The organism is Dactylosporangium sp. NPDC051485 (assembly GCF_040682015.1).
Lineage (GTDB): Bacteria > Actinomycetota > Actinomycetes > Mycobacteriales > Micromonosporaceae > Dactylosporangium.
Genome location: NZ_JBFAZW010000023.1, coordinates 20,423 through 39,444 on the forward strand (window position 1 = coordinate 20,423; position 19,022 = coordinate 39,444).

Here is a 19,022-nt window from a genome sequence, read left to right on the forward strand (position 1 = left end):
ATAGCCGGGAAGGGGTGGCTGGCGTGGGCCGGATCGTGATCATCGGAGGTGGCCCGGCGGGCTACGAGGCGGCGCTCGTCGCGGCGCAGCTGGACGCTCAGGTCACCGTGATCGAGGCCGAAGGGGCCGGTGGGGCGTGCGTGCTGCACGACTGCGTCCCCTCGAAGACGTTCATCGCCAGCTCATCGGTGGTCACGGCGCACCTGGACACCGAGGAGTTCGGGGTGATCGGGCCGGCCGGGCCCGACGTGCGGGTGGACGGGCCAGCGGTGCACGAGCGGGTCAAACGGCTCGCGCACGCCCAGTCCGGCGACATCCACGCCAAACTGGTCAAGGCCGGCGTCGAGTTCGTCACGGGCACTGCGCGCCTCGGTGAGGATACGCTCGGTCACACTCACGCGGTGCAGGTGACCCCGGCCGACGGTGACGCTCCGTATGCGATTGCCGCCTCGACGGTGTTGATCGCCACCGGTGCGACGCCCCGCGTGCTGTCGACGGCGGCCCCGGACGGCGAGCGGATCCTGGACTGGCGCCAGGTGTACGACCTGCCGAAGCTCCCCGAGAAGCTCATCGTGGTCGGCTCGGGCGTGACCGGGGCCGAGTTCGCCTCGGCGTATCTGGCCATGGGCGTCGACGTGACCCTCGTCTCCAGCCGCGACCGGGTCATGCCGCACGAGGACCCCGACGCCGCCATGGCGATCGAGCGGGTCTTCCGCGCCCGCGGCATGACGATCCTCAACAACTCCCGGGCCGCCGCCGCCCGCCGCACCGCCGACGGCGTCGTGGTCGAGCTGGCCGACGGGCGGTCGGTGGAGGGCTCCCACGTGCTGATGTGCGTGGGTTCGGTACCGCAGACCAGGGCCCTTGGCCTCACCGAGTACGGCGTCGAGGTGGCCCCCGGCGGCTACGTGACGGTGGACCGGGTCTCGCGCACGAACGTGCCCGGCATCTACGCCGCCGGCGACTGCACCGGCCTGCTGCCGCTGGCCAGCGTGGCCGCCATGCAGGGGCGCATCGCGATGTGGCACGCGCTGGGCGAGGCCGTGGCCCCGCTGAAGCTGCGCACCGTGGCCGCCAACGTCTTCACCGACCCGGAGCTCGCCTCGGTCGGCATCACCCAGTCCGACATCGACAGCGGCCGCGTGCCGGCCCGCGCCGTGATGCTGCCCCTGGCCGGCAACGCCCGCGCCAAGATGGACGGCCTGGACGACGGCTTCGTCAAGATCTTCTGCCGCCCGGCCTCGGGTCTCGTCGTCGGCGGTGTGGTGGTCGCCCCGAAGGCCAGCGAGCTCATCATGCCGATCGCGATGGCGGTGGAGAACCACCTGAGCGTCGACCAGCTGGCCCACACCATCACGATCTACCCGTCCATCTCCGGCTCGATCGCCGAGGCCGCCCGCCAGCTCATGCAGCACGAGGAGGACTGACCGCCGCCGGGTGGTAGGTCCGGAGCCCCGGCGGGCGGGCCCGCGGCCGATCAGGGGATCTCGTGGAAGATGTCCCGCGCGTAGTCGGCGACGGCCGCGCGGGTCACCGTGGCCTCGATGGGCAGGGACTCCAGGCAGCGGCGAAGCGCCTCGGTCAGCAGCGGCCGTGGCACCCGCATCGACACGGTCGAGTGCGGCACCCACTCGCCGGGTGTGTAGAGCGGCAGCGACGCCATGCCGGCCGCGGTCAGCAGGCCGTGGACCCGGGACTGGTGGGCGACGAGCTCCGGCGTCGGGGCCGGGCCGAGGAAGACCACGCGGCCGACGAAGACGCCGGCGTACTGGAAGTTGATCCGCAGCGGCTCGGCCACCCGCACGCCGGCGAGGGCCTCGGCGACCGCGTCCGGGTCGAGCTGCCGGGCCACGGCCAGGGTCACGTGCGGGCGGTGCCGGCCGTCGTGCGGGGTGCGCAGCGACTGGACCCCCAGCTCCTCCAGCTGGTCCCACAGCACCCGGATGCGCCGGGAGGAGCGCTCGTCGAGGTACATCTCGACCGAAGCGACCATCAGCGGGCCTTCTGGCAACGGGGGCACCAGTAGGCGTTGCGGGCGTTCAGCTGCGCCGTGCGCACCGGGGTGGCGCAGACCAGGCACGGCTGCCCGGTCCGGCGGTACACGTAGACCTCGCCCCCGTGCCGGTCGACGCGCGGCGGGCGGCCCATGGCCTCGGGGGTGTGCGCGCTGCGGACGGTGTCGATGCGGCCCTCGGCCACGCCGGCCCGCATGAGGACCCGCAGGTCCTGCCAGATCTCGTTCCACTTGCGCCGGCCCAGCCTCGTGCCCGGCGTGGTCGGTGGCAGGCCCGCGCGGAACAGGGACTCGGTCACGTAGATGAGCCCGGCCCCGGCGACGACGGACTGGTCCATGAGCAGGGCCATGAGCGGGCGGCTGGAGTCCTTGATGATGCGGTACGCCGACCCGCCGTCGCTGCCCTCGTCCAGCGGGTCGGGGCCGAGGCGGGCGCGCAGGGCGTCCAGCTGGGCCGGGTCGAGCGGCTCGCAGGCCGCAGGGCCGCGCAGGTCGAGCCAGTGCTCGCCGTTGGCCATCCGCATGCGGATCTCGCCGACGGGGGCCGGGGGCTGTCCGTCGCCGTCGGAGAACTTGCCGTACAACCCCAGATGGACGTGGATCGTCGGGCCGTCCTCGTAGTGGTGGAACAGGTGCTTGCCGTGGGCGGAGGTGTCCTGGAGCACGCGCCCGTCCACGCGCGGGGCGTCGGCGGCGAAGCGGCCCTGCGGGCTGGAGACCTCCACCGGGCGGCCCGCGAACAGCTTGCGGTGGCGCTCGGCGAGGCGGTGGATGGTGTGACCTTCGGGCACCGGGCATTTATACCCGGCCCTCCGGCGGGCGCCGAGCTATTCTTGCGGGCGTGAGTCGCAGCGCACTGTTCACGACGACGCCGGGCCTTCCCCGGCGGCGCTGATCGACGTCAGCATTCTTCGCTCCGGGGCGCCGCGCTCCGGAGCTTTTTTTGTGCCCCCGACGCGCGCTCCGCACCGTTAAGGAGTCCGTCATGCAGGATCACCGCAAGCTCGGCCGTGAGCTCGAGCTCTTCCACTCCGACCCGCTCGTCGGCGCCGGGCTGCCGATCTGGCTGCCCCGGGGCGCGGCGGCGCGGCGGGCGGTCGAGGAGTACCTGCTCGATCTCGAGCGCCGGCACGGCTACCAGCACGTGTACTCCCCGCCCCTGGCCAAGGCGGAGATGTACTACCGGTCCGGCCACCTGCCGCACTACGCCGACGACATGTTCCCGCCGATGGTCCTCGGCGACGACGACGCCTTCGTGCTCAGACCGAGCCTGTGCCCGCACCACGCGGCCGTGTTCGCCGCCCGCGGGCGCTCCTACCGCGAGCTGCCGCTGCGCATCGGCGAGATCGGCGGGCAGTACCGCGCCGAGCGCTCCGGCGTGCTCGGCGGCCTCTCCCGGGTGCGGGCCATCTCCCTCAACGACGGCCACGTCTTCTGCGCCGAGGACCAGGTCGAGGCCGAGATCCTGGCCGCGCTGCGGGTCATGCGGGAGGCCCACGCGGCGCTGGGGTTCCAGCCCGCGTCGTGGCGGCTCTCGCTGCGCGGGGAGGGGCCGAAGTACGTCGACGACCCGCCGATGTGGGCCCGCGCGACCGCCGTGCTGCGCGGCGCCCTGGAGGCGGCCGGCGTCGCGTACGTCGAGGCCGAGGGCGAGGCCGCGTTCTACGGCCCGAAGATCGACATCCAGCTGCGCGACTACGCCGGCCGGGAGAGCACCCTCGCCACCGTCCAGGTCGACTACTTCATGCCGGCCCGCTTCGACCTGTCCTATGTGGACGTCGACGGGTCCCGGCGCCGCCCGGTCATGGTGCACCGCAGCGCGGCCGGGAGCATGGAGCGGCTGTTCGCGCACCTCATCGAGGTGCACGACGGGGCGTTCCCGGCCTGGTTCGCGCCCGTGCAGGTGGAGGTGCTCCCGGTCGGCGAGGCCTCCGGGCGGGCCTTCGCCGACGAGTGCCGCGCGATCGGGATCCGGGTGCGGGATTCGTACTCCGGGAGCCTCGCCGCGCGCATCCGCGAGGCGTCGCTGCGCCGGGTGCCGTTCGTGGCCGTCCTGGGGGCGAACGAGCTGGCCTCCGGCTCCGTCTCCCTGCGCTCGCGGGACGGCTCGGTCTCATCGCTGCCGGTCGCCTCCGCGCTGGCGTTGCTGAGCGCCGCCTGCAGCAGCCCTCAACGTCCGGCGAGGAGGTGATGCGGCAGTCCTAAACGTCCGGCGGCGGAAGGCTCGTCTGTCCCCGTGTGAGCGTCCTTCGTATTCTCGGCGCGGGGCTTGCGGTGCTCAGCCTGGCCGCCTGTTCCGCGCCACCCGCGCATGCGTTGCCGGAAGCGCCTGCACTTGCGGAAGCGCCGGTGCCGTCCGCGTCCTCGGTGCCCGCCTCCCGTCCGCCCGTGACGGTCGCCATCCCGCCGATCACCTACCCCGCGGCCGGGCGTGGCGGCTACGAGTACGCGCCCGCCGGTGGGCCGGTCGCCGGGGCCGGCGGGCAGCTGCTGACGTACCGCATCGCGGTGGAGCGGGACATCGCCGGGATCTCGGCCGCCGGGTTCGCCGACGCGGTCGAGACCGTCTTCGCCGACCCGCGCAGCTGGCCGGGGACCGGGCAGTGGCGGCTGCGGCGGGCCGGGGCGGGGGAGCGCTCCGACTTCACCATCTACCTGGCCACCCCGGCGACCCGCGACGTGCTCTGCCACAGCTCCTACGACCGGTACACGAGCTGCCGCAACGGCGACAGCGTCGTCGTCAACGTGGCCCGCTGGGTCCGCGGGGTGCCCGACTACGGGGCCGATCTGGTGACGTACCGGCAGTACGTCATCAATCACGAGACCGGACATCGGCTCTATCACGGGCACGAGCTGTGCCCCGGCCCCGGCCACCCGGCGCCCGTCATGCAGCAGCAGACCCTCGGCCTGCACGGCTGCGTGGCCAACGCCTGGCCGATCGTCGACGGCCGGTCGTACACCGGCCGCTCGGGCCAGTACGACGACCCGACCCCGCGCGACCCGTAAACGCGACGGCCCCCGCCCCTCGTCTAGGCGATTGGGATCGTTCGCGCGATGGGGAGGCCTATGAGTGGCGTCGAGTTCACCGAGTTCGTGCTCGGCCGGTCGCCGGCGCTGCTGCGCTTCGCGTACCTGCTGACCGGCGACCGCCACCTGGCCGAGGACCTGACCCAGGAGGGCCTGGTGCGGGCGCATCGGCGCTGGTCGGGCATCGTCAGCGCGGAGGGGCCGGAGCCGTACGTGCGCAAGGCCATCCTGCGGCAGTACCTCTCCTGGCGCCGGCGCCGCTCGTTCGCCGAACGGCCCGTCGCCGAGCCGCCCGACGCCGTCGCCGCCGACGCCACCGGCCGCTTCGACGAGACCGACGCGATGTGGTCCCTGCTCGCCACCCTGCCGCGCTCCCAGCGCGCCGTCATGGTCCTGCGCTACTACGAGGACCTTCCCGACGCGGAGATCGCCCGCCTGCTGGGCTGCTCCGCCTCGACCGTTCGAGTCCACGCGTTCCACGCCCTGCAGAAGCTCCGGGCGGCCCTGGCCACGACCAGGGAGCCCGCCCCCGCGCCGGGAGGCCAGCCATGAACACCGACGACATCGAGGACCGGCTCCGCGAAGCCATGCTGCTGCACGCCGCCGAGGCCCCGCCCGGCGCCGCCATGCTCTCCACCATCACCACCGAGTCGGCCCGCCGTGGCCGCCGGGCCCGTCTCACGTCCCTGTCCGCCGGCGTCGCCGTGCTGGTCAGCCTGGGCCTGGCCCTGCCCTTCGCCCTGCGCTCCGGCGGTCCGCACGGCGACGACCACGTCGTCGCCGCCCCTCCGGCCGTCGCGGCCTCCCCGTCGCCCGCTCCCACGCTCGTCCCCGCGACGGTGCCCGCCGCGATCACGTTCCCGTTCACGCCCTCCGCGGCCTACGGTGCCCCGGCGGTCATGCTCGCCGGCGGCCACCCGACGGCGATGCAGCGCCACGCCGGCGGCACCGCGACCCTGACCCTGCTCGACGCCCGCCCCGCCGCCCCGAGCTCGAAGACGTTCGCCACCCCGTCCGAGGTCGGCGGGCGGCCGGCGACGCTCTACGAGTGGCACTACTCGGACGACGATCCCGGCCTGCCGTACACGGACCTGCAGCGCACGCTGGTCTGGCAGCCCACCCCCACGACGTGGCTGACCCTGCGGATGACCCCGACGCCGCCGGCGACCGACCTGGTGTCGTACGCCGGCGCCGTGCGGCCGGGCGCGCTGTCCTCCCCGTCCCCGTTCGCGTTCGGCCTCATGCCCGCCGGCTGGACGGTCGACAACATCTCGGCCGCGGCGGTGACATTCCGCCCTCCCGGGGTAGAGCCGGGCGAGGGTTACGACAACAAGATTGCCGTCATGCTCGACGAGTCGCCCGCCACCGAGCCGCCCGCCGGGGACGTGCCCGCCGCCCGGGTGAAGGTCGGCCAGCGCACCGGCTGGCTGACGACGACCCCGGACGTGCAGTTCCTGCGCGTCCCGACCGGCGACGGCCACTCGCTGCTGCTGCAGGTCGCCCCGAAGGCGTCACTGCCGCAGGACGAGCTGATCCGCTTCGCGGCGGCGATCACGGTGAGCCCGGCCGCCGAGGTGAGCCGGGGCTGACGGGGCTACTTCGCGCCGGGGGCGCGGGTCAGGTAACGGATGATTCGGGCCAGATCGCCGCGAAGCCCCATATATCTGCATACGATCATTTCGTGCTGGTAGTAACGACTGAGGGCCTCCCCGGGTACGAGATCACCCACGTGCTCGGTGAGGTGCTGGGGGTGGTCGCCACCTCACGAAACCCGTTCGCCGCGGGCATCCGATCGACGGAGGGCGGCCCGGGCCAGGACATGTCACAGTTCCTGGTGCAGACCCGGTCCCGCGCGGTGGGGCAGATGGTGCAGGCCGCGGAGCACCGTGGCGCCAACGCCATCGTCGGCATGCGCTTCGACCACCGCGATGTGACCAATACCTGGGTGGAGCTGTGCGCGTACGGCACCGCGGTGGTCGCCGTGCCCATACACGCCCGCACCGGCGCCCACGCGGCGGCCTGACCGGCCCGCCGCCGGGAGCTACTTGATCTCGGCGACGACCGTCCCCGCCGAGACGACCTCGCCCACCTGGGCGGCCAGGGACGTCACCTTGCCCGACTTGTGGGCGTTCAAGGGCTGCTCCATCTTCATGGCCTCCAGCACGACGATCAGGTCGCCCTCGCTGACCTCGTCGCCGTCGGCCACGGCGATCTTCACGATGGTGCCCTGCATGGGGCTGGTCAGGGCGTCGCCGCCGGCCGCGCCCGACTGCTTCTTGGCCGCGGTGCGCTTCCTGCCGGGGGCGGGAGCGGCGGCGGGCGAGGCCGAGGACAGGCCGGCCGGCAGGGTCACCTCCAGGCGCTTGCCCGCCACCTCGACCACCACCGTCGTGCGCGGGTCCGGGTCGGACAGGGCGCCCGCCGCGGCCGTGAACGGTGCGACGTCGTTGGTCCACTCCGTCTCGATCCAGCGGGTGTGGACCCGGAACGGGGCGTCGGTGAAGGACGGGTCGCGGACGACCTTGCGGTGGAAGGGCAGGGCGGTGGCCATACCGTCGACCACCATCTCGTCGAGGGCGCGGCGGGCGCGCTCCAGGGCCTGCTCCCGGGTCTCGCCGGTGACGATGAGCTTGGCCAGCAGGGAGTCGAAGTTGCCGCCGATCACGCTGCCGGACTCGATGCCCGTGTCCACCCGGACGCCGGGGCCCGTCGGGAGGGTCAGCACCGTCACCGCGCCGGGGGCCGGGAGGAAGTTGCGGCCCGGGTCCTCGCCGTTGATGCGGAACTCGATGGAGTGCCCGCGCGGGGTGGGGTCGGCGTCGAAGCGCAGCTTCTCGCCATCGGCCACGCGGAACTGCTCCCGGACCAGGTCGATGCCGGTGGTCTCCTCGCTTACCGGGTGCTCCACCTGGAGGCGGGTGTTGACCTCCAGGAAGGAGATGGTGCCGTCGTTGCCCACGAGGTACTCCACCGTGCCGGCGCCGTGATAGCCCGCCTCGCGGCAGATGGCCTTGGCGGACTCGTGGATCTGGCCGCGCTGGGCGTCCGTGAGGAAGGGGGCGGGGGCCTCCTCGACCAGCTTCTGGTGGCGCCGCTGCAGGGAGCAGTCCCGGGTCCCCACGACGATGACGTTGCCGTGCTGGTCGGCCAGGACCTGGGCCTCCACGTGGCGGGGCTGGTCCAGGTAACGCTCCACGAAGCATTCGCCGCGGCCGAAGGCGGCCACGGCCTCCCTCGTCGCGGACTCGAACAGGGCCGGGATCTCCTCCAGGGTGCGGGCGACCTTCAGGCCGCGGCCGCCGCCGCCGAAGGCGGCCTTGATGGCCACCGGGAGCCCGTGCTCCTGCGCGAAGGCGACGATCTCGGCGGCGTCGGCGACCGGCTCCGGCGTGCCGGGGACCAGCGGGGCGCCGGCGCGCTGGGCGATGTGGCGGGCCGTGACCTTGTCGCCGAGGTCGCGGATGGCCTGCGGGGTCGGGCCGATCCACGTCAGCCCGGCGTCCATGACGGCCTGGGCGAAGTCGGCGTTCTCCGACAGGAAGCCGTAGCCCGGGTGCACGGCGTCCGCGCCCGACTTCGCCGCGGCGTCGATCAGCTTGTCGATGCGCAGGTAGGAGTCGGCGGCCGTGTCGCCGCCCAGGGCGTAGGACTCGTCGGCGAGGCGGGCGTGCAAGGCATCGCGGTCCGAGTCGGCGTAGACGGCCACGCTCGCCAGGCCCGCATCGCGGCAGGCCCGGATGACGCGGACGGCGATCTCGCCCCGGTTGGCGATGAGTACCTTGCGCACTGAACGCTCCTTTGGTCGGCCCCTCGGAGTCTATGCCCAGCTTCTGAAGCGGTTCTTGCCAACAAAGTCACTGGACGCATTAGTCAAGTTTTCCTATTACGCTTGTGACGTGTCCACTACGCGTCTTCTCATCCTCGGGCTGGTCTCCTACCTGCAGCCGGTGCACGGCTACGACATCCGCAAGGAACTGGTCAGCTGGCACGTCGAGAGCTGGGCCAACGTGCAGCCGGGGTCGATTTACCACGCCCTGCGCAAGATGTCCGAGGAGGGGCTGCTCGACGAGGTCGGCACCGAGCAGGTGAACAACCGGCCGGCCCGCACGCAGTACCGGCTCACGCCGGTGGGCACCGCGCAGTACCAGGAGCTGCTGCGTAAGTACTGGTGGGAGTACCAGGAGCCGACCGACCCGTTCCTGGCGGCGTTCGCGTTCCTGCCGGAGCTGCCCCGGGCGGAGGCGGTGGGCGCGCTGCGGGCCCGGGCCCGGCTGCTCGAGGGCTGGAATGCAACCTATCGCGATAGTGCCGAGGACTGGACGCAGTACAAGCCGCCGCACGTCGGCTGGCAGTTCGAGCTCACCATGGCCCGCTGCGAGGCGGAGGCCCGCTGGTGCCACGACATCGCCGCGCGGATCGAGGCCGGGGAGGGTTGGCACGTCAACGAGGAGGGCGACGGCACCAGCGCGGAGGACTGGCGCATGGCGATCCGGGCCGAGTACGGCGAGCCCGTCGACGACGAAGACGAGTAGTACGCGACATACTAAAACTTGACCGCCAAAACTATATCGCGTTATGGTCTCCCTGCTGATACACCAGACAGGGGAGACGGACATGATCGAGACGAGGGGGCTGCGGAAGTTCTTCCGCTCCCGCGCCGGTCGCGAGACGAAGGTCGTCGAGGCCGTGCGCGGCGTCGACCTCTCCGTCAAGGAGGGGGAGATCTACGGGTTCCTCGGGCCGAACGGCGCAGGCAAGACCACCACGCTGCGAATGCTCGCCACGCTCATCACGCCCGACGGCGGTGAGGCCCGCATCGCCGGCGCCGACCTGCTCAAGGACCCGGGCGAGGTGCGCCGGCGCATCGGCTACGTCGCCCAGGGCGGCAGCACCTGGGACGAGAGCACCGCGCGCGAGGAGCTGGTGCTCCAGGCGCGGTACTACGGCATCGCCAAGTCCGACGCGCAGCGCCGGGCGGTCCGGGCGCTGGACGCGTTCCAGCTGACGGAGTACGCGGACCGGCGCTGCAAGACGTACTCGGGCGGCCAGCGCCGCCGGGTCGACATCGCGCTCGGGATCATCCACGACCCCAAGGTCGTCTTCCTGGACGAGCCGACCACCGGGCTCGACCCGCAGAGCCGCGCCCACATGTGGGACGAGGTGCGCCGGCTGCGCGAGGAGGGGATGACCGTCTTCATCACCACCCACTACCTCGACGAGGCCGACGCGCTGTGCGACCGGATCGCGATCATGGACCACGGCGAGATCGTCACCGAGGGGACCGTGGACGCGCTCAAGCGCGAGGTCGCCGGGGACGTGGTCACGGTCGGCGTCAACGGGAGCCTGGAGACGGCCGAGGGGCTGCTGACCAACCAGGACTACGTGCGCAACGTCGAGAGGGTCGAAGGGCGCCTGCGCCTGTACGTCACGGACGGCGCCACCGCGATCCCGCACATCCTGCGCCTGCTCGACCACGCGGGCGTGACGCTCGGCGAGATGGAGCTGCACCGGCCGAGCCTCGACGACGTGTTCCTCACCAAGACCGGCCGTTCCCTGAGGGAGAGCTGAGCGATGAAATTCTTCCGCGACACCTGGCTGGTCTTCCAGCGCCAGATGCAGCTCATGCTGCGCAACCCGGTCTGGCTGATCGTCGGGATCATCCAGCCGCTGTTCTACCTCCTGCTGTTCGCCCCGCTGCTCAAGCCGGCCCTGGGCGTGAGCTCCAACGCCGACGCCTACAAGCTCTTCGTGCCGGGCCTGCTGGTGCTGCTGGCGATGTTCGGCTCGCTGTTCACCGGCTTCGGGCTCATCGCCGAACTGCGGGCGGGGGTCATCGAGCGCAGCCGGGTCACGCCGGTCAGCCGGTTCGCCCTGCTGGTCGGGCGCTCGCTGCGCGACGTCGTGTCGCTGCTGTTCCAGGCGCTGCTCATCGTGCTCATCGCGGTCGCCTTCGGGCTGAAGGTCAACGTGCTGGACATGCTGGGCGCGTTCGCCCTCATGGCCGTGATCTCGCTGATGCTGTCGGCGTTCTCCTACGCGATCTCGCTGAAGCTGCGCAGCGAGGACGCGCTGGCGCCACTGCTGAACACCATCTCGCAGCCGCTGCTGCTGACCGCCGGAATCCTGCTGCCGCTGACCTTCGCGCCGAAGTGGCTGAAGACCGTCTCCAACTGGAACCCGTTCTCCTGGGCCGTCGACGGGGTGCGCGCGCTCTTCGACGGCCACCCCGGCGCGGACTCGGTGTGGCAGGCCGCGGTGGTCATCGGCGGCCTGACGATCATCACCGTGATCTGGGCGTCCCGGGCCTTTGCCAAGGGCGTCCGGTAACGACCGTCACCGCAACGGCCCCTTCCCCTGCGGGAGGGGCCGTGACAGCGTGCTGGGGTGCCGAGACTCGTTCGTGACCGCCCCACCTGGGTGATGTACGTCCAGCTGGCCCTCTGGGTGTACTTCCTCTACGGCTTCGGGCCGGTCGCCCCGCTCCTGCGCGACGAGTTCCACGTCAGCCGCACCCTCACGAGCCTGCACGGCACCGCGTTCGCGGCCGGGGGCGTGTTCGGCGGCGCGGTCCTGCCGATGCTGACCCGCCGGCTCGGCCGTCATCGGCTCATCTGGGGCGGGCTGGGGCTGATCAGCCTCGCCGCGATCGGCATGTTCGCGGCCCACCACATCGCGCTGACCCTGACCTGCGCGCTGCTGGGCAGCCTGGGCGGGGCGATGGCGGTCAACGCGATCAACGCGGCGCTCACCGACCACCACGGCACCGCCGCGCCCGCCGCGATCAGCGAGGCCAACGCGGCCGCGGCCGGGGTCGGGGTGGTCGCGCCGCTGATCGTCGGTGCGACCTACGCGGCCGGGTGGGGCTGGCGCTCCGGGCTGGTCCTGGTGGTCGTGCCGGTGCTGGTCCTGGCCTGGTACGCCCGCACGGCGGCGGTCCGCCCGCCGGAGCCGGCCCGCCCGGGCGGCCAGCACGCGCCGCGCCGGCCGCTGCCGCAGACCTTCCCGCTGGCGCTGGCCAGCCTCTTCGCCACCGGCTCGATCGAGATCTGCCTGGCCCTGTGGGGCAGCGAGGTACTGCGCGACCACGCCCACGTCTCGGCCGGCGTGGCCACCGCCGCGGTCTCGACGCTGATCGCCGGCATGCTGTTCGGCCGGCTGCTGGGCGGCCGGCTGGTGCTGCGCTTCCGGCCGACCCGGATGCTGCTGGCGGCGCTGGCGGTGACGCTCGTCGGCTTCGCGCTCTTCTGGGCCGCGACCCAGCCGGCGCTGGCGATGGCCGGGCTGGTCGTGGCCGGGCTGGGGATGGGGCTGCACTATCCGCTCGGGATCGGCCTGGCGCTGGCCCACTCCGACGGCCAGCCGGACCTCGCCGCGGCCCGGTCGTCGTTCGCGGTCGGCATCGCGTTCGCCGTCGCGCCGTTCGTGCTCGGCGCGCTCGCCGACCGGGTCGGCCCGCACGCGGCCTTCCTCCTGGTGCCTGCCTTCGCGCTCGTGTCGGCCCTGGCGATCGTCCGCCTGGACCGCCTGACCCTGGCTCCGGCTCCGGCTCCGGCTCCGCAGGCCCGGTAGCAAAATCCGGCTGGACCGCCTGGCCCCGGCTCCGCAGGCCCGATGAGTGACGTTCGACTGGACCGCCCGACCGCGGCCGGTGGGCCCGGTGAGCATCGTCGGCCGGGCCGCCCGGCTCTTGGCATCGCGGGCCCGGCAGACAGGGCCGCCAGGCCCGACCGCTTCGCCCGGTCCGGCTCGATGAAGCTCTGATCGACCCGGACCGGGCGCTGACGGGAGCAACGGTCCCTGGTTGCGCGGACCGGAGCGCCAAAGTCGCTGCTACAAGCGCCGGGCGATGGTCAGCCCGTCGGCGATGGGCAGCAGCACGGACTCGACCCGCGGGTCCTCCAGCACGCCGCGGTTGAAGGCGGCCATCGCGACGGTGCCCGCGTCGTCCGGCGAGGGGTCCACGATGTGGCCGTGGCGCAGCACGTTGTCCACCAGGATCAGGCCGCCCGGGCGCATGCGCGGGACGAGCAGCTCCCAGTACCGGGGATAGCCGGTCTTGTCGGCGTCGATGAACGCGAGGTCCAGGTGCGGCTCGGCGGGCAGCTGGGCCAGGGTCTCGGCGGCCAGGCCGATGCGCAGCTCGATGCGGTCGGTCAGGCCGGCCCGCGCCCAGTAGCGCCGCGCGATGCCCGTGTACTCCTCCGACACGTCGAGGCAGGTCAGCCGGCCGCCCTCGGCCAGGCCGCGGGCGATCGCGATGGAGGACAGGCCGGTGAACGTGCCGATCTCAACCGCCTGCCGGGCGCCGGCGATGCGGGTCAGCAGCGTCATGAACGCCGCCTGCTCCGGCGCGATCTGCATGCCGGCCTCGCCGGGCAGGACGCGGGCCGTCTCCTCGATGAGGTCTCGCACGATCTCGTCGGGCGTGGCGCCGTTGGCCACGACGTAGTCGCGCAGCTGTTCGCTCAGCGCGAGCGTCTGTCTCGTCATGGGTCCATCCTGCCGCGCGTCCACAGCGACGTGATGGGAACACCGAGGCGTGCCAGCAGCAGCCGCAGCGTCGGCACCGAGAGGCCGACCACGTTCGTGTGGTCCCCCTCGATGCCGGCCACGAACGCGCCGCCGAGCCCGTCGATGGTGAACGCGCCGGCCACCTCGAGCGGCTCGCCCGAGGCCACGTAGGCGGCGATCTCGTCGTCGTCGGGCTCGGCGAAGTGCACGGTCGTGGCCACGACGGCCTCGGCGGCCTCGCCGGTCGCGGCGTCGATCAGGCAGTGCCCGGTGTGCAGCACGCCGGAGCGGCCGCGCATCGCCTTCCAGCGGGCGGTGGCCTCGGTGGCGCCACCGGGCTTGCCGAGGATCTCGCCGTCGAACGCGAGGACCGAGTCGCAGCCCAGGACGAGCGCGTCGGTGGCGGAGACGGAGGCGAGCACGGCTCGGGCCTTGAGGCCGGCGAGCGTGCCGGCCAGGGTCGCCGCGTCGCCCGCCTCGACCGCCGACTCGTCGACGCCGCTGACGACGACCTGGGGTTCGATGCCGGCGTGGGTGAGCAGGCTGCGCCGGGCCGGGCTGGCCGAGGCGAGGATGAAAGTTCTCACGCAACGCAACGTTAGCGAACGGTCCGTACCATCAGCGCGTGCGCAAGCTCTGGGCGGAGTTCAAGGCCATCGCCATCGGGGGCTCGGTCCTCGACCTGGCGCTCGGTTTCATCATCGGCACGGCGTTCGCGACCCTGGTCCAGTCCTTCGTGACCAACGTGTTCCTGCAGCTGGTCGCGGCGGTGGTGAGCGAGCCGGACTTCAAGGACCTGTCCGTCAGGATCCACGACACGCCGATCAAGTACGGCCAGTTCCTCAACGACCTGCTGCAGTTCGCGCTGCTGGCGGCGGGCCTGTTCGTGGTGATCAAGCTGATGACGCTGATCGGCGTGGAGCGGGGCCGCTCGCTGGAGTCGCGCCCGTGCCCCTACTGCCTGGACCGCATCCCGTCCGGCGCGCTGACCTGCCGCTCCTGCGGTCAGCAGCTGGTCGCCGACCTGCCCGGCCCGCAGGAGGCGGAGCGGCTGCAGCGCGAGCGCGAGGCCCGCAAGTGGCCGACGCTGCCGCCGATCACGATCCCGCGTCGGCGCGCCAGTGCCGGGGGCGGCCCGGACGAGCGCTCTGCGCCCAGCGCGAGCGCGGCGCCGCCGGGGCCGGAGGCGTCGGCGCGAGACTGAACAGGGCGCCCACGACCGCCGCCACCTCTTCGGCGGTCGGCGTGCCGCGCACCACCCGGAACAGCGGCTCCTCCGTCATCTCAGCCTCCCGCACATGTTCGCGAAACGTTGCCGTCCTGCGAGCATACGCACACCCTGGCAGCGCATACTCGACTGGAACGGGAGTCGATGGCGAATTGGGGGGCGCATTGACAAACGTCCGAGTTCGCCCAATGTGTGCCGCGATATCGATATTCTTCGCTGCCGTGCTCGCGGCCGGCGCCACTCCCGCCTTCGCGCGGGAGGGCGAGCAGCCGGCCTCCGTCTCCGCCTCGCTGCACTACCAGATCACGTTCGTGGCCCGGGCCTGCCAGACCTACCAGAGCGTCATGGGCAACCGGGTGCGCGACGACCACGCCGAGAACGCGGCGCCAGTCGGCATCGACAGCGCCTACCGCGACGGCGGGGAGGTCGACCCCGCGGTCGAGGCGGCCAACTCGACCGGCTGCTCGGCGCTCAACGGCTGGCAGTTCGCCCTGGGCAGCGGCCACGAGAAGAAGGGCGCGCTGTCGCGGGTCACCACGGCGGCGACCGGCTCCGGGCCGACCGCCGCCGCCGTGGCGCTGCTGGACCGCACCGGCATCAAGACCGGTAAGACCATCGACGGCGCGGTCACCGTGGTGCTCACCGACGAGCAGGCCAAGCTGGCCGCCCGCCATCAGCTGTGGGCGCAGGGCGGCAGCCCCGGCGACCCGCTGCTGTCCGGGGCGCAGCCGGGCCAGGCCGGCTACGGCTTCGGCGCGCTGCGCTGCGCGCTGGACGGGCACAGCGGCGGCAACGTGCAGTGGATCGGCTTCCCCAGCGGCGCCCGGCACGTCTTCTGCTTCGCCTACTACGTCAAGGGCGCCCAGCCCACCGGGACGCTCGTCGTGCGGGCCCGCACCACGCGGGCGCCCGGCTATCCGCAGCGCTTCGCCTTCGACGCGAGCCCCAGCTACGCCGCCGACCACCGGGTCGTGGTGGACACCGCGACCGACGCCACGTTCGTGCGCAGCTCCGGCGGCCAGCCCGGCACGGTCGTGGCCCGCCCGCCGGCCGGCTGGACGCTCGCCGACCTTGCCTGTGCCAAGAGCGGCGCCGGGCAGAGCCTGACCACCACCGACGTGCCGACCGGCCAGGCCACGGTCACGCTGGCCCCCGGCGAGACGGTCACGTGCACGTTCACCTTCGACCCGCCGCCGTCCCCGCCCGGGATGACGCTGCGGCTGTACTCCGACAGCCCCGGCGGCGCCTGGGGCCTCTCGGTCGCCGACCCGGCCGGCGGCCCGCCCCGGCAGCTCAGCGCGACCGCCGCGGGCGACGGCTCGGCGACCGTCGCGACCGGGACCGACCTGAGCCTGCTGCTCCCGGGGGCGTATGCGGTGACGCTGACCCCACCGGCCGGCGACGCCGCGGCCTGGAAGCTCACCGGCGCCGGCTGCGGCGACAAGGAGCTCAAGCCCGACAGCATGACCGTCACGGTCACCGTCGCCGCCGACGCCCCGGCCGACTGCGCGCTGCGGGTCAGCCGCAAGGCCGGCGCGCTCGAGCTGCGCGGGGTCACCGTCGGCGGCACCGGGGCCGCCTCCTTCGCCGTCACGCCTCGGGCCCAGGGCGTGCCCGGCTGGTCCGGGGTGGCGACCACGACCGGGCTCGGGGTCGCGGCGCTGGCCCAGGGGGACGTGCCGGGCTCGCTGCCGTTCGGGGAGTACCTGGTCACTCCGGTGCCGCCGGTCTCCACCGTGGACGGCAGCTGGCGGCTGAGCTCCTTCGCCTGCGACCCAGGGGAGTCGCAGGACACGCCGAACGTGGGGGCCGACGTGGTGCCGCTGAGCGCCGGCTCCGCGTCCGCGAAGTGCACGGCCTCGTACATCTTCGAGCCGGCCCGCCAGCTGCAGGTCACGGTGCGCTTCGCCGGCAACGTCACCGGCCGGGCCGGCGCCGTCGTGCTCGACGTCGACTGCGAGGACGGCTCGACCGGCCGGGTGGTGCTCGCCGCCGACGACAACGGCGAGGCCCAGCTGCCCACGCCCCTGGGCTTCCTGGGTCCGACGAAGTGCACGGTGCAGAAGCCCGTGGCACCGGTCGCCAAGGGCGCCGAGGCCGACATCGTCGCGATCGTCGATCCGGCGCCGGGCGGGCCCCGCCTCACCATGCCGGGCGTGGTCGACATCGGGGCCGACAACGCGGCGGCCGACACGCAGGAGTACGACGTCACCGTGACGGTCACGTTCAGCACCGCCGACGCGGGCCCGACCCAGCAGAAGGTCCTCGACACCTTCCGGGTCCTGCCGGTCGCCCTCATCGGCGCCGGCCTGGTCGGGATCGGCCTGCTGATCCTCTTGATCATGGTGCTGCGCTCGCGCGCGGACTGACGCACGATCTTCACCGAATCCGGGGTGTTTCGCAGGTGCCCGGGTTCGGTAACTTGCTTGGTGATGACGCAGCCCAAGGCCCTGATCGCCGATCGCTACCGATTGATCGAGTCGCTCGGCGCGGGTGGCATGGGCCGGGTGTGGCTGGCCCGCGACGAGATGCTGCGCCGGGACGTGGCCGTCAAGGAGGTCATTCCGCCGGCGAGCCTGACCCAGCAGGAGCGCGACGAGCTGCGGCTGCGCACCCTGCGCGAGGCCCGCGCGGCGGCCCGCCTCAACGACGCCAACGTCGTGCGGATCTACGACGTCGTGCACACCGAGCTGACGCCGTGGATCGTCATGGAGTACGTCCCGTCGCGCTCGCTGCACCAGGTGATCACCGACGACGGGCCGCTGCCGCCCGAACGGGTGGCCCGCATCGGCCTGGCCGTCCTCGGCGCCCTCCGGGCCGCGCACACCGCCGGCGTGCTGCACCGCGACGTCAAGCCGGGCAACGTCCTGCTGGCCGACACGGGAAGGGTCGTCCTCACCGACTTCGGGCTGGCCGTCTTCGAGGGCGGGGACGGGGCCGTCACGCGGCCGGGGCTGATCCTCGGCTCGCCGCAGTACATCTCGCCGGAGCGGGCCCGCGAGGGCACCTCCGGGCCGGAGTCGGACATGTGGTCGCTGGGGGCCACGCTGTACGCCGCCGTCGAGGGGCGCTCGCCCTATGCGCGCTCGACGACGTACGCCACCCTGACCGCCCTGGCCACCGAGGAGCCCGACCCGCCGGTCCGGGCCGGCGTGCTGAAGCCGGTCCTGACCGCGCTGCTGCGCAAGGATCCGAAGGTCCGGGCCGGCATGGCCGAGACCGAGCGGCTGCTGGAGCGGGCCGCCGCGGGGGAGGGCCGCGGCTGGTCGTGGTCGATGCCGCCGCTGCCGCGCCCCCGCCGGCCCCGGGAGAGTCACTCCCGCGGCTCCCTGCGCAACGTCGCCCTCGACCCGGTCGCCCCGGTGAGCGCGGCGCCGGCCGCGGCCTCCGACCGCTCGCCCGAGGCCATCACCGGCCCGCCGGGCGCGTTGCCGCACATCGAGTACCCGGGCCGGCCCAAGGGCAGCGCCGCCGTGGACCCGGCCGCCGGCTCCGGCCTGGTCGCGCTCAACTCCGTCGACGACGGGCTGGACCGGACCGTCCCCTCGGCGCAGCGGTGGCGCTGGATCGCCGCCGGGGTGGCCGTGCTCGCCCTGGCGGTGGCGGCCGCGCTGTTCTTCTCGGACTCGGGCTCGGACCCGCGCTCGGACGGCGACGCCGGCGCGCTCGCCCAGTCCGCGTCGCGGGCCCCGTCGCCGGGCGCCTCGCTCGTCCCGTCGGCCGGTGCTACGCCCTCGCCGGTGGTGCAGGGCTCGATCGGCCGGGACGTGATCCAGCTGCCGCCGGGCTACGAGTGGGTGGAGAACAAGGAGTGGGGCTGGCGGGTCGGCCTGCCGATCGGCTGGCAGCCGGTCCCGCACGGGACCTCTCCGTCGATGATCTACTACGTCAGCAACACGGACCCGCGCATGCGCGTCGGCTTCGACGCGACGGTCACCCCGCCGCTGGGCGACCCGAAGGCCGACTGGGCGGACCAGGAGCGCCGGCGCAAGAAGGACTACGCCAACTACGTGCGCATCCACATCGACGACGTCACCGGCTATCTGGGCGTGTGCGCGGACTGGCAGTGGTACTACGACTCGACCCAGGGCCACATGCGCGTGTCGAACCTGGGCTGCCGCATCCGCCCGAACCTGGGCCAGGCCATCTACTGGGAGTGCCCGGCCGACATGTGGGACTCCCTGCCGGTCCAGCAGATCTACAACATCATCAAGGGGTCGTTCCAGCCCCGGGCCGCCTGAC

At 73.1% G+C, this 19,022-nt stretch carries 18 protein-coding genes and 1 pseudogene; 13 read left to right on the forward strand and 6 right to left on the reverse strand.

Annotated features, from left to right (window positions below; genetic code table 11):
* The first annotated feature begins 23 nt into the window (after positions 1-23).
* Positions 24-1,427, forward strand: coding sequence for an NAD(P)H-quinone dehydrogenase (locus AB0M46_RS15765; RefSeq protein WP_363336417.1), 1,404 nt, complete (start codon positions 24-26; stop codon positions 1,425-1,427).
* A gap of 50 nt (positions 1,428-1,477) precedes the next feature.
* Here AB0M46_RS15765 and AB0M46_RS15770 read toward each other — a convergent pair whose 3' ends face one another.
* On the reverse strand, positions 1,478-1,993 hold the full coding sequence (locus AB0M46_RS15770) for a 2'-5' RNA ligase family protein (protein ID WP_363336419.1): 516 nt from the start codon (positions 1,991-1,993) through the stop codon (positions 1,478-1,480).
* On the reverse strand, positions 1,993-2,805 hold the full coding sequence (locus AB0M46_RS15775; RefSeq protein ID WP_363336421.1) for a DNA-formamidopyrimidine glycosylase family protein: 813 nt from the start codon (positions 2,803-2,805) through the stop codon (positions 1,993-1,995). Before AB0M46_RS15775 ends, AB0M46_RS15770 begins: the two co-directional genes overlap by 1 nt.
* Before the next feature lie 152 nt (positions 2,806-2,957).
* Between AB0M46_RS15775 and thrS the strand changes: the two genes are divergently transcribed.
* The 5 genes from thrS (at position 2,958) to AB0M46_RS15800 (ending at position 7,064) form a co-directional block, all read left to right on the forward strand.
* Positions 2,958-4,205, forward strand: coding sequence for a threonine--tRNA ligase (gene thrS / locus AB0M46_RS15780; protein WP_363336423.1), 1,248 nt, complete (start codon positions 2,958-2,960; stop codon positions 4,203-4,205).
* A gap of 197 nt (positions 4,206-4,402) precedes the next feature.
* The gene (locus AB0M46_RS15785; RefSeq protein ID WP_363336425.1) at positions 4,403-5,020 is read left to right on the forward strand and encodes a DUF3152 domain-containing protein; all 618 of its coding nucleotides are present in this window, start codon (positions 4,403-4,405) and stop codon (positions 5,018-5,020) included.
* Positions 5,021-5,080: 60 nt separating this feature from the next.
* Complete coding sequence (locus AB0M46_RS15790) at positions 5,081-5,593, forward strand: SigE family RNA polymerase sigma factor (protein ID WP_363336427.1); 513 nt, start codon at positions 5,081-5,083, stop codon at positions 5,591-5,593.
* Positions 5,590-6,630, forward strand: coding sequence for a hypothetical protein (locus tag AB0M46_RS15795; RefSeq protein ID WP_363336429.1), 1,041 nt, complete (start codon positions 5,590-5,592; stop codon positions 6,628-6,630). Before AB0M46_RS15790 ends, AB0M46_RS15795 begins: the two co-directional genes overlap by 4 nt.
* 92 nt (positions 6,631-6,722) lie before the next feature.
* A complete protein-coding gene (locus AB0M46_RS15800) occupies positions 6,723-7,064 on the forward strand; it encodes a YbjQ family protein (protein ID WP_363336430.1) in 342 nt (113 codons plus the stop codon).
* An 18-nt stretch (positions 7,065-7,082) separates the two neighbouring features.
* Here AB0M46_RS15800 and AB0M46_RS15805 read toward each other — a convergent pair whose 3' ends face one another.
* On the reverse strand, positions 7,083-8,828 hold the full coding sequence (locus AB0M46_RS15805) for an acetyl/propionyl/methylcrotonyl-CoA carboxylase subunit alpha (RefSeq protein WP_363336432.1): 1,746 nt from the start codon (positions 8,826-8,828) through the stop codon (positions 7,083-7,085).
* Between the two features lie 109 nt (positions 8,829-8,937).
* On the opposite strand from AB0M46_RS15805, the gene AB0M46_RS15810 reads away from it, so the two are divergent.
* From AB0M46_RS15810 to AB0M46_RS15825, 4 genes are all read left to right on the forward strand, one after another.
* Positions 8,938-9,573: a PadR family transcriptional regulator gene (locus AB0M46_RS15810; protein ID WP_363336434.1), complete on the forward strand. Its 636-nt coding sequence runs from the start codon at positions 8,938-8,940 to the stop codon at positions 9,571-9,573.
* 82 nt (positions 9,574-9,655) lie between these two features.
* Positions 9,656-10,609, forward strand: a complete 954-nt coding sequence (locus AB0M46_RS15815; protein WP_363336436.1) for an ATP-binding cassette domain-containing protein — start codon at positions 9,656-9,658, stop codon at positions 10,607-10,609.
* 3 nt (positions 10,610-10,612) lie between these two features.
* On the forward strand, positions 10,613-11,368 hold the full coding sequence (locus AB0M46_RS15820) for an ABC transporter permease (protein ID WP_363336438.1): 756 nt from the start codon (positions 10,613-10,615) through the stop codon (positions 11,366-11,368).
* 57 nt (positions 11,369-11,425) lie between these two features.
* Complete coding sequence (locus AB0M46_RS15825; protein ID WP_363336440.1) at positions 11,426-12,610, forward strand: MFS transporter; 1,185 nt, start codon at positions 11,426-11,428, stop codon at positions 12,608-12,610.
* Positions 12,611-12,871: 261 nt separating this feature from the next.
* On the opposite strand, the gene AB0M46_RS15830 is transcribed toward AB0M46_RS15825, so the two are convergent.
* On the reverse strand, positions 12,872-13,531 hold the full coding sequence (locus AB0M46_RS15830; protein WP_363336442.1) for an O-methyltransferase: 660 nt from the start codon (positions 13,529-13,531) through the stop codon (positions 12,872-12,874).
* On the reverse strand, positions 13,528-14,139 hold the full coding sequence (locus AB0M46_RS15835) for a Maf family protein (RefSeq protein WP_363336444.1): 612 nt from the start codon (positions 14,137-14,139) through the stop codon (positions 13,528-13,530). Before AB0M46_RS15835 ends, AB0M46_RS15830 begins: the two co-directional genes overlap by 4 nt.
* A gap of 38 nt (positions 14,140-14,177) precedes the next feature.
* On the opposite strand from AB0M46_RS15835, the pseudogene mscL reads away from it, so the two are divergent.
* Positions 14,178-14,462 (forward strand): annotated as a pseudogene (gene mscL, locus AB0M46_RS15840) (large conductance mechanosensitive channel protein MscL); the annotation flags it as partial.
* A gap of 187 nt (positions 14,463-14,649) precedes the next feature.
* Here the strand turns inward: mscL and AB0M46_RS15845 are convergent.
* The gene (locus AB0M46_RS15845) at positions 14,650-14,835 is read right to left on the reverse strand and encodes an acyl-CoA carboxylase subunit epsilon (protein ID WP_363336446.1); all 186 of its coding nucleotides are present in this window, start codon (positions 14,833-14,835) and stop codon (positions 14,650-14,652) included.
* 166 nt (positions 14,836-15,001) lie between these two features.
* Here AB0M46_RS15845 and AB0M46_RS15850 point away from each other — a divergent pair, with 166 nt between their 5' ends.
* Together AB0M46_RS15850 and AB0M46_RS15855 are read left to right on the forward strand one after the other, a co-directional pair.
* Positions 15,002-17,149: a hypothetical protein gene (locus tag AB0M46_RS15850; RefSeq protein ID WP_363336448.1), complete on the forward strand. Its 2,148-nt coding sequence runs from the start codon at positions 15,002-15,004 to the stop codon at positions 17,147-17,149.
* 63 nt (positions 17,150-17,212) lie between these two features.
* Positions 17,213-19,021: a serine/threonine-protein kinase gene (locus AB0M46_RS15855; RefSeq protein WP_363336450.1), complete on the forward strand. Its 1,809-nt coding sequence runs from the start codon at positions 17,213-17,215 to the stop codon at positions 19,019-19,021.
* The last annotated feature ends 1 nt before the right edge of the window (position 19,022 follow it).

What these genes read in the sequence shown, in the direction of transcription:
- AB0M46_RS15770 (WP_363336419.1), bottom strand. Translation starts at nt 1,993, where the DNA reads ATGGTCGCTTCGGTCGAGATGTACCTCGACGAGCGCTCCTCCCGGCGC.
- AB0M46_RS15795 (WP_363336429.1), top strand. Translation starts at nt 5,590, where the DNA reads ATGAACACCGACGACATCGAGGACCGGCTCCGCGAAGCCATGCTGCTG.
- AB0M46_RS15845 (WP_363336446.1), bottom strand. Translation starts at nt 14,835, where the DNA reads ATGACGGAGGAGCCGCTGTTCCGGGTGGTGCGCGGCACGCCGACCGCC.
- AB0M46_RS15830 (WP_363336442.1), bottom strand. Translation starts at nt 13,531, where the DNA reads ATGACGAGACAGACGCTCGCGCTGAGCGAACAGCTGCGCGACTACGTC.
- AB0M46_RS15815 (WP_363336436.1), top strand. Translation starts at nt 9,656, where the DNA reads ATGATCGAGACGAGGGGGCTGCGGAAGTTCTTCCGCTCCCGCGCCGGT.
- AB0M46_RS15820 (WP_363336438.1), top strand. Translation starts at nt 10,613, where the DNA reads ATGAAATTCTTCCGCGACACCTGGCTGGTCTTCCAGCGCCAGATGCAG.
- AB0M46_RS15855 (WP_363336450.1), top strand. Translation starts at nt 17,213, where the DNA reads ATGACGCAGCCCAAGGCCCTGATCGCCGATCGCTACCGATTGATCGAG.
- AB0M46_RS15790 (WP_363336427.1), top strand. Translation starts at nt 5,081, where the DNA reads ATGAGTGGCGTCGAGTTCACCGAGTTCGTGCTCGGCCGGTCGCCGGCG.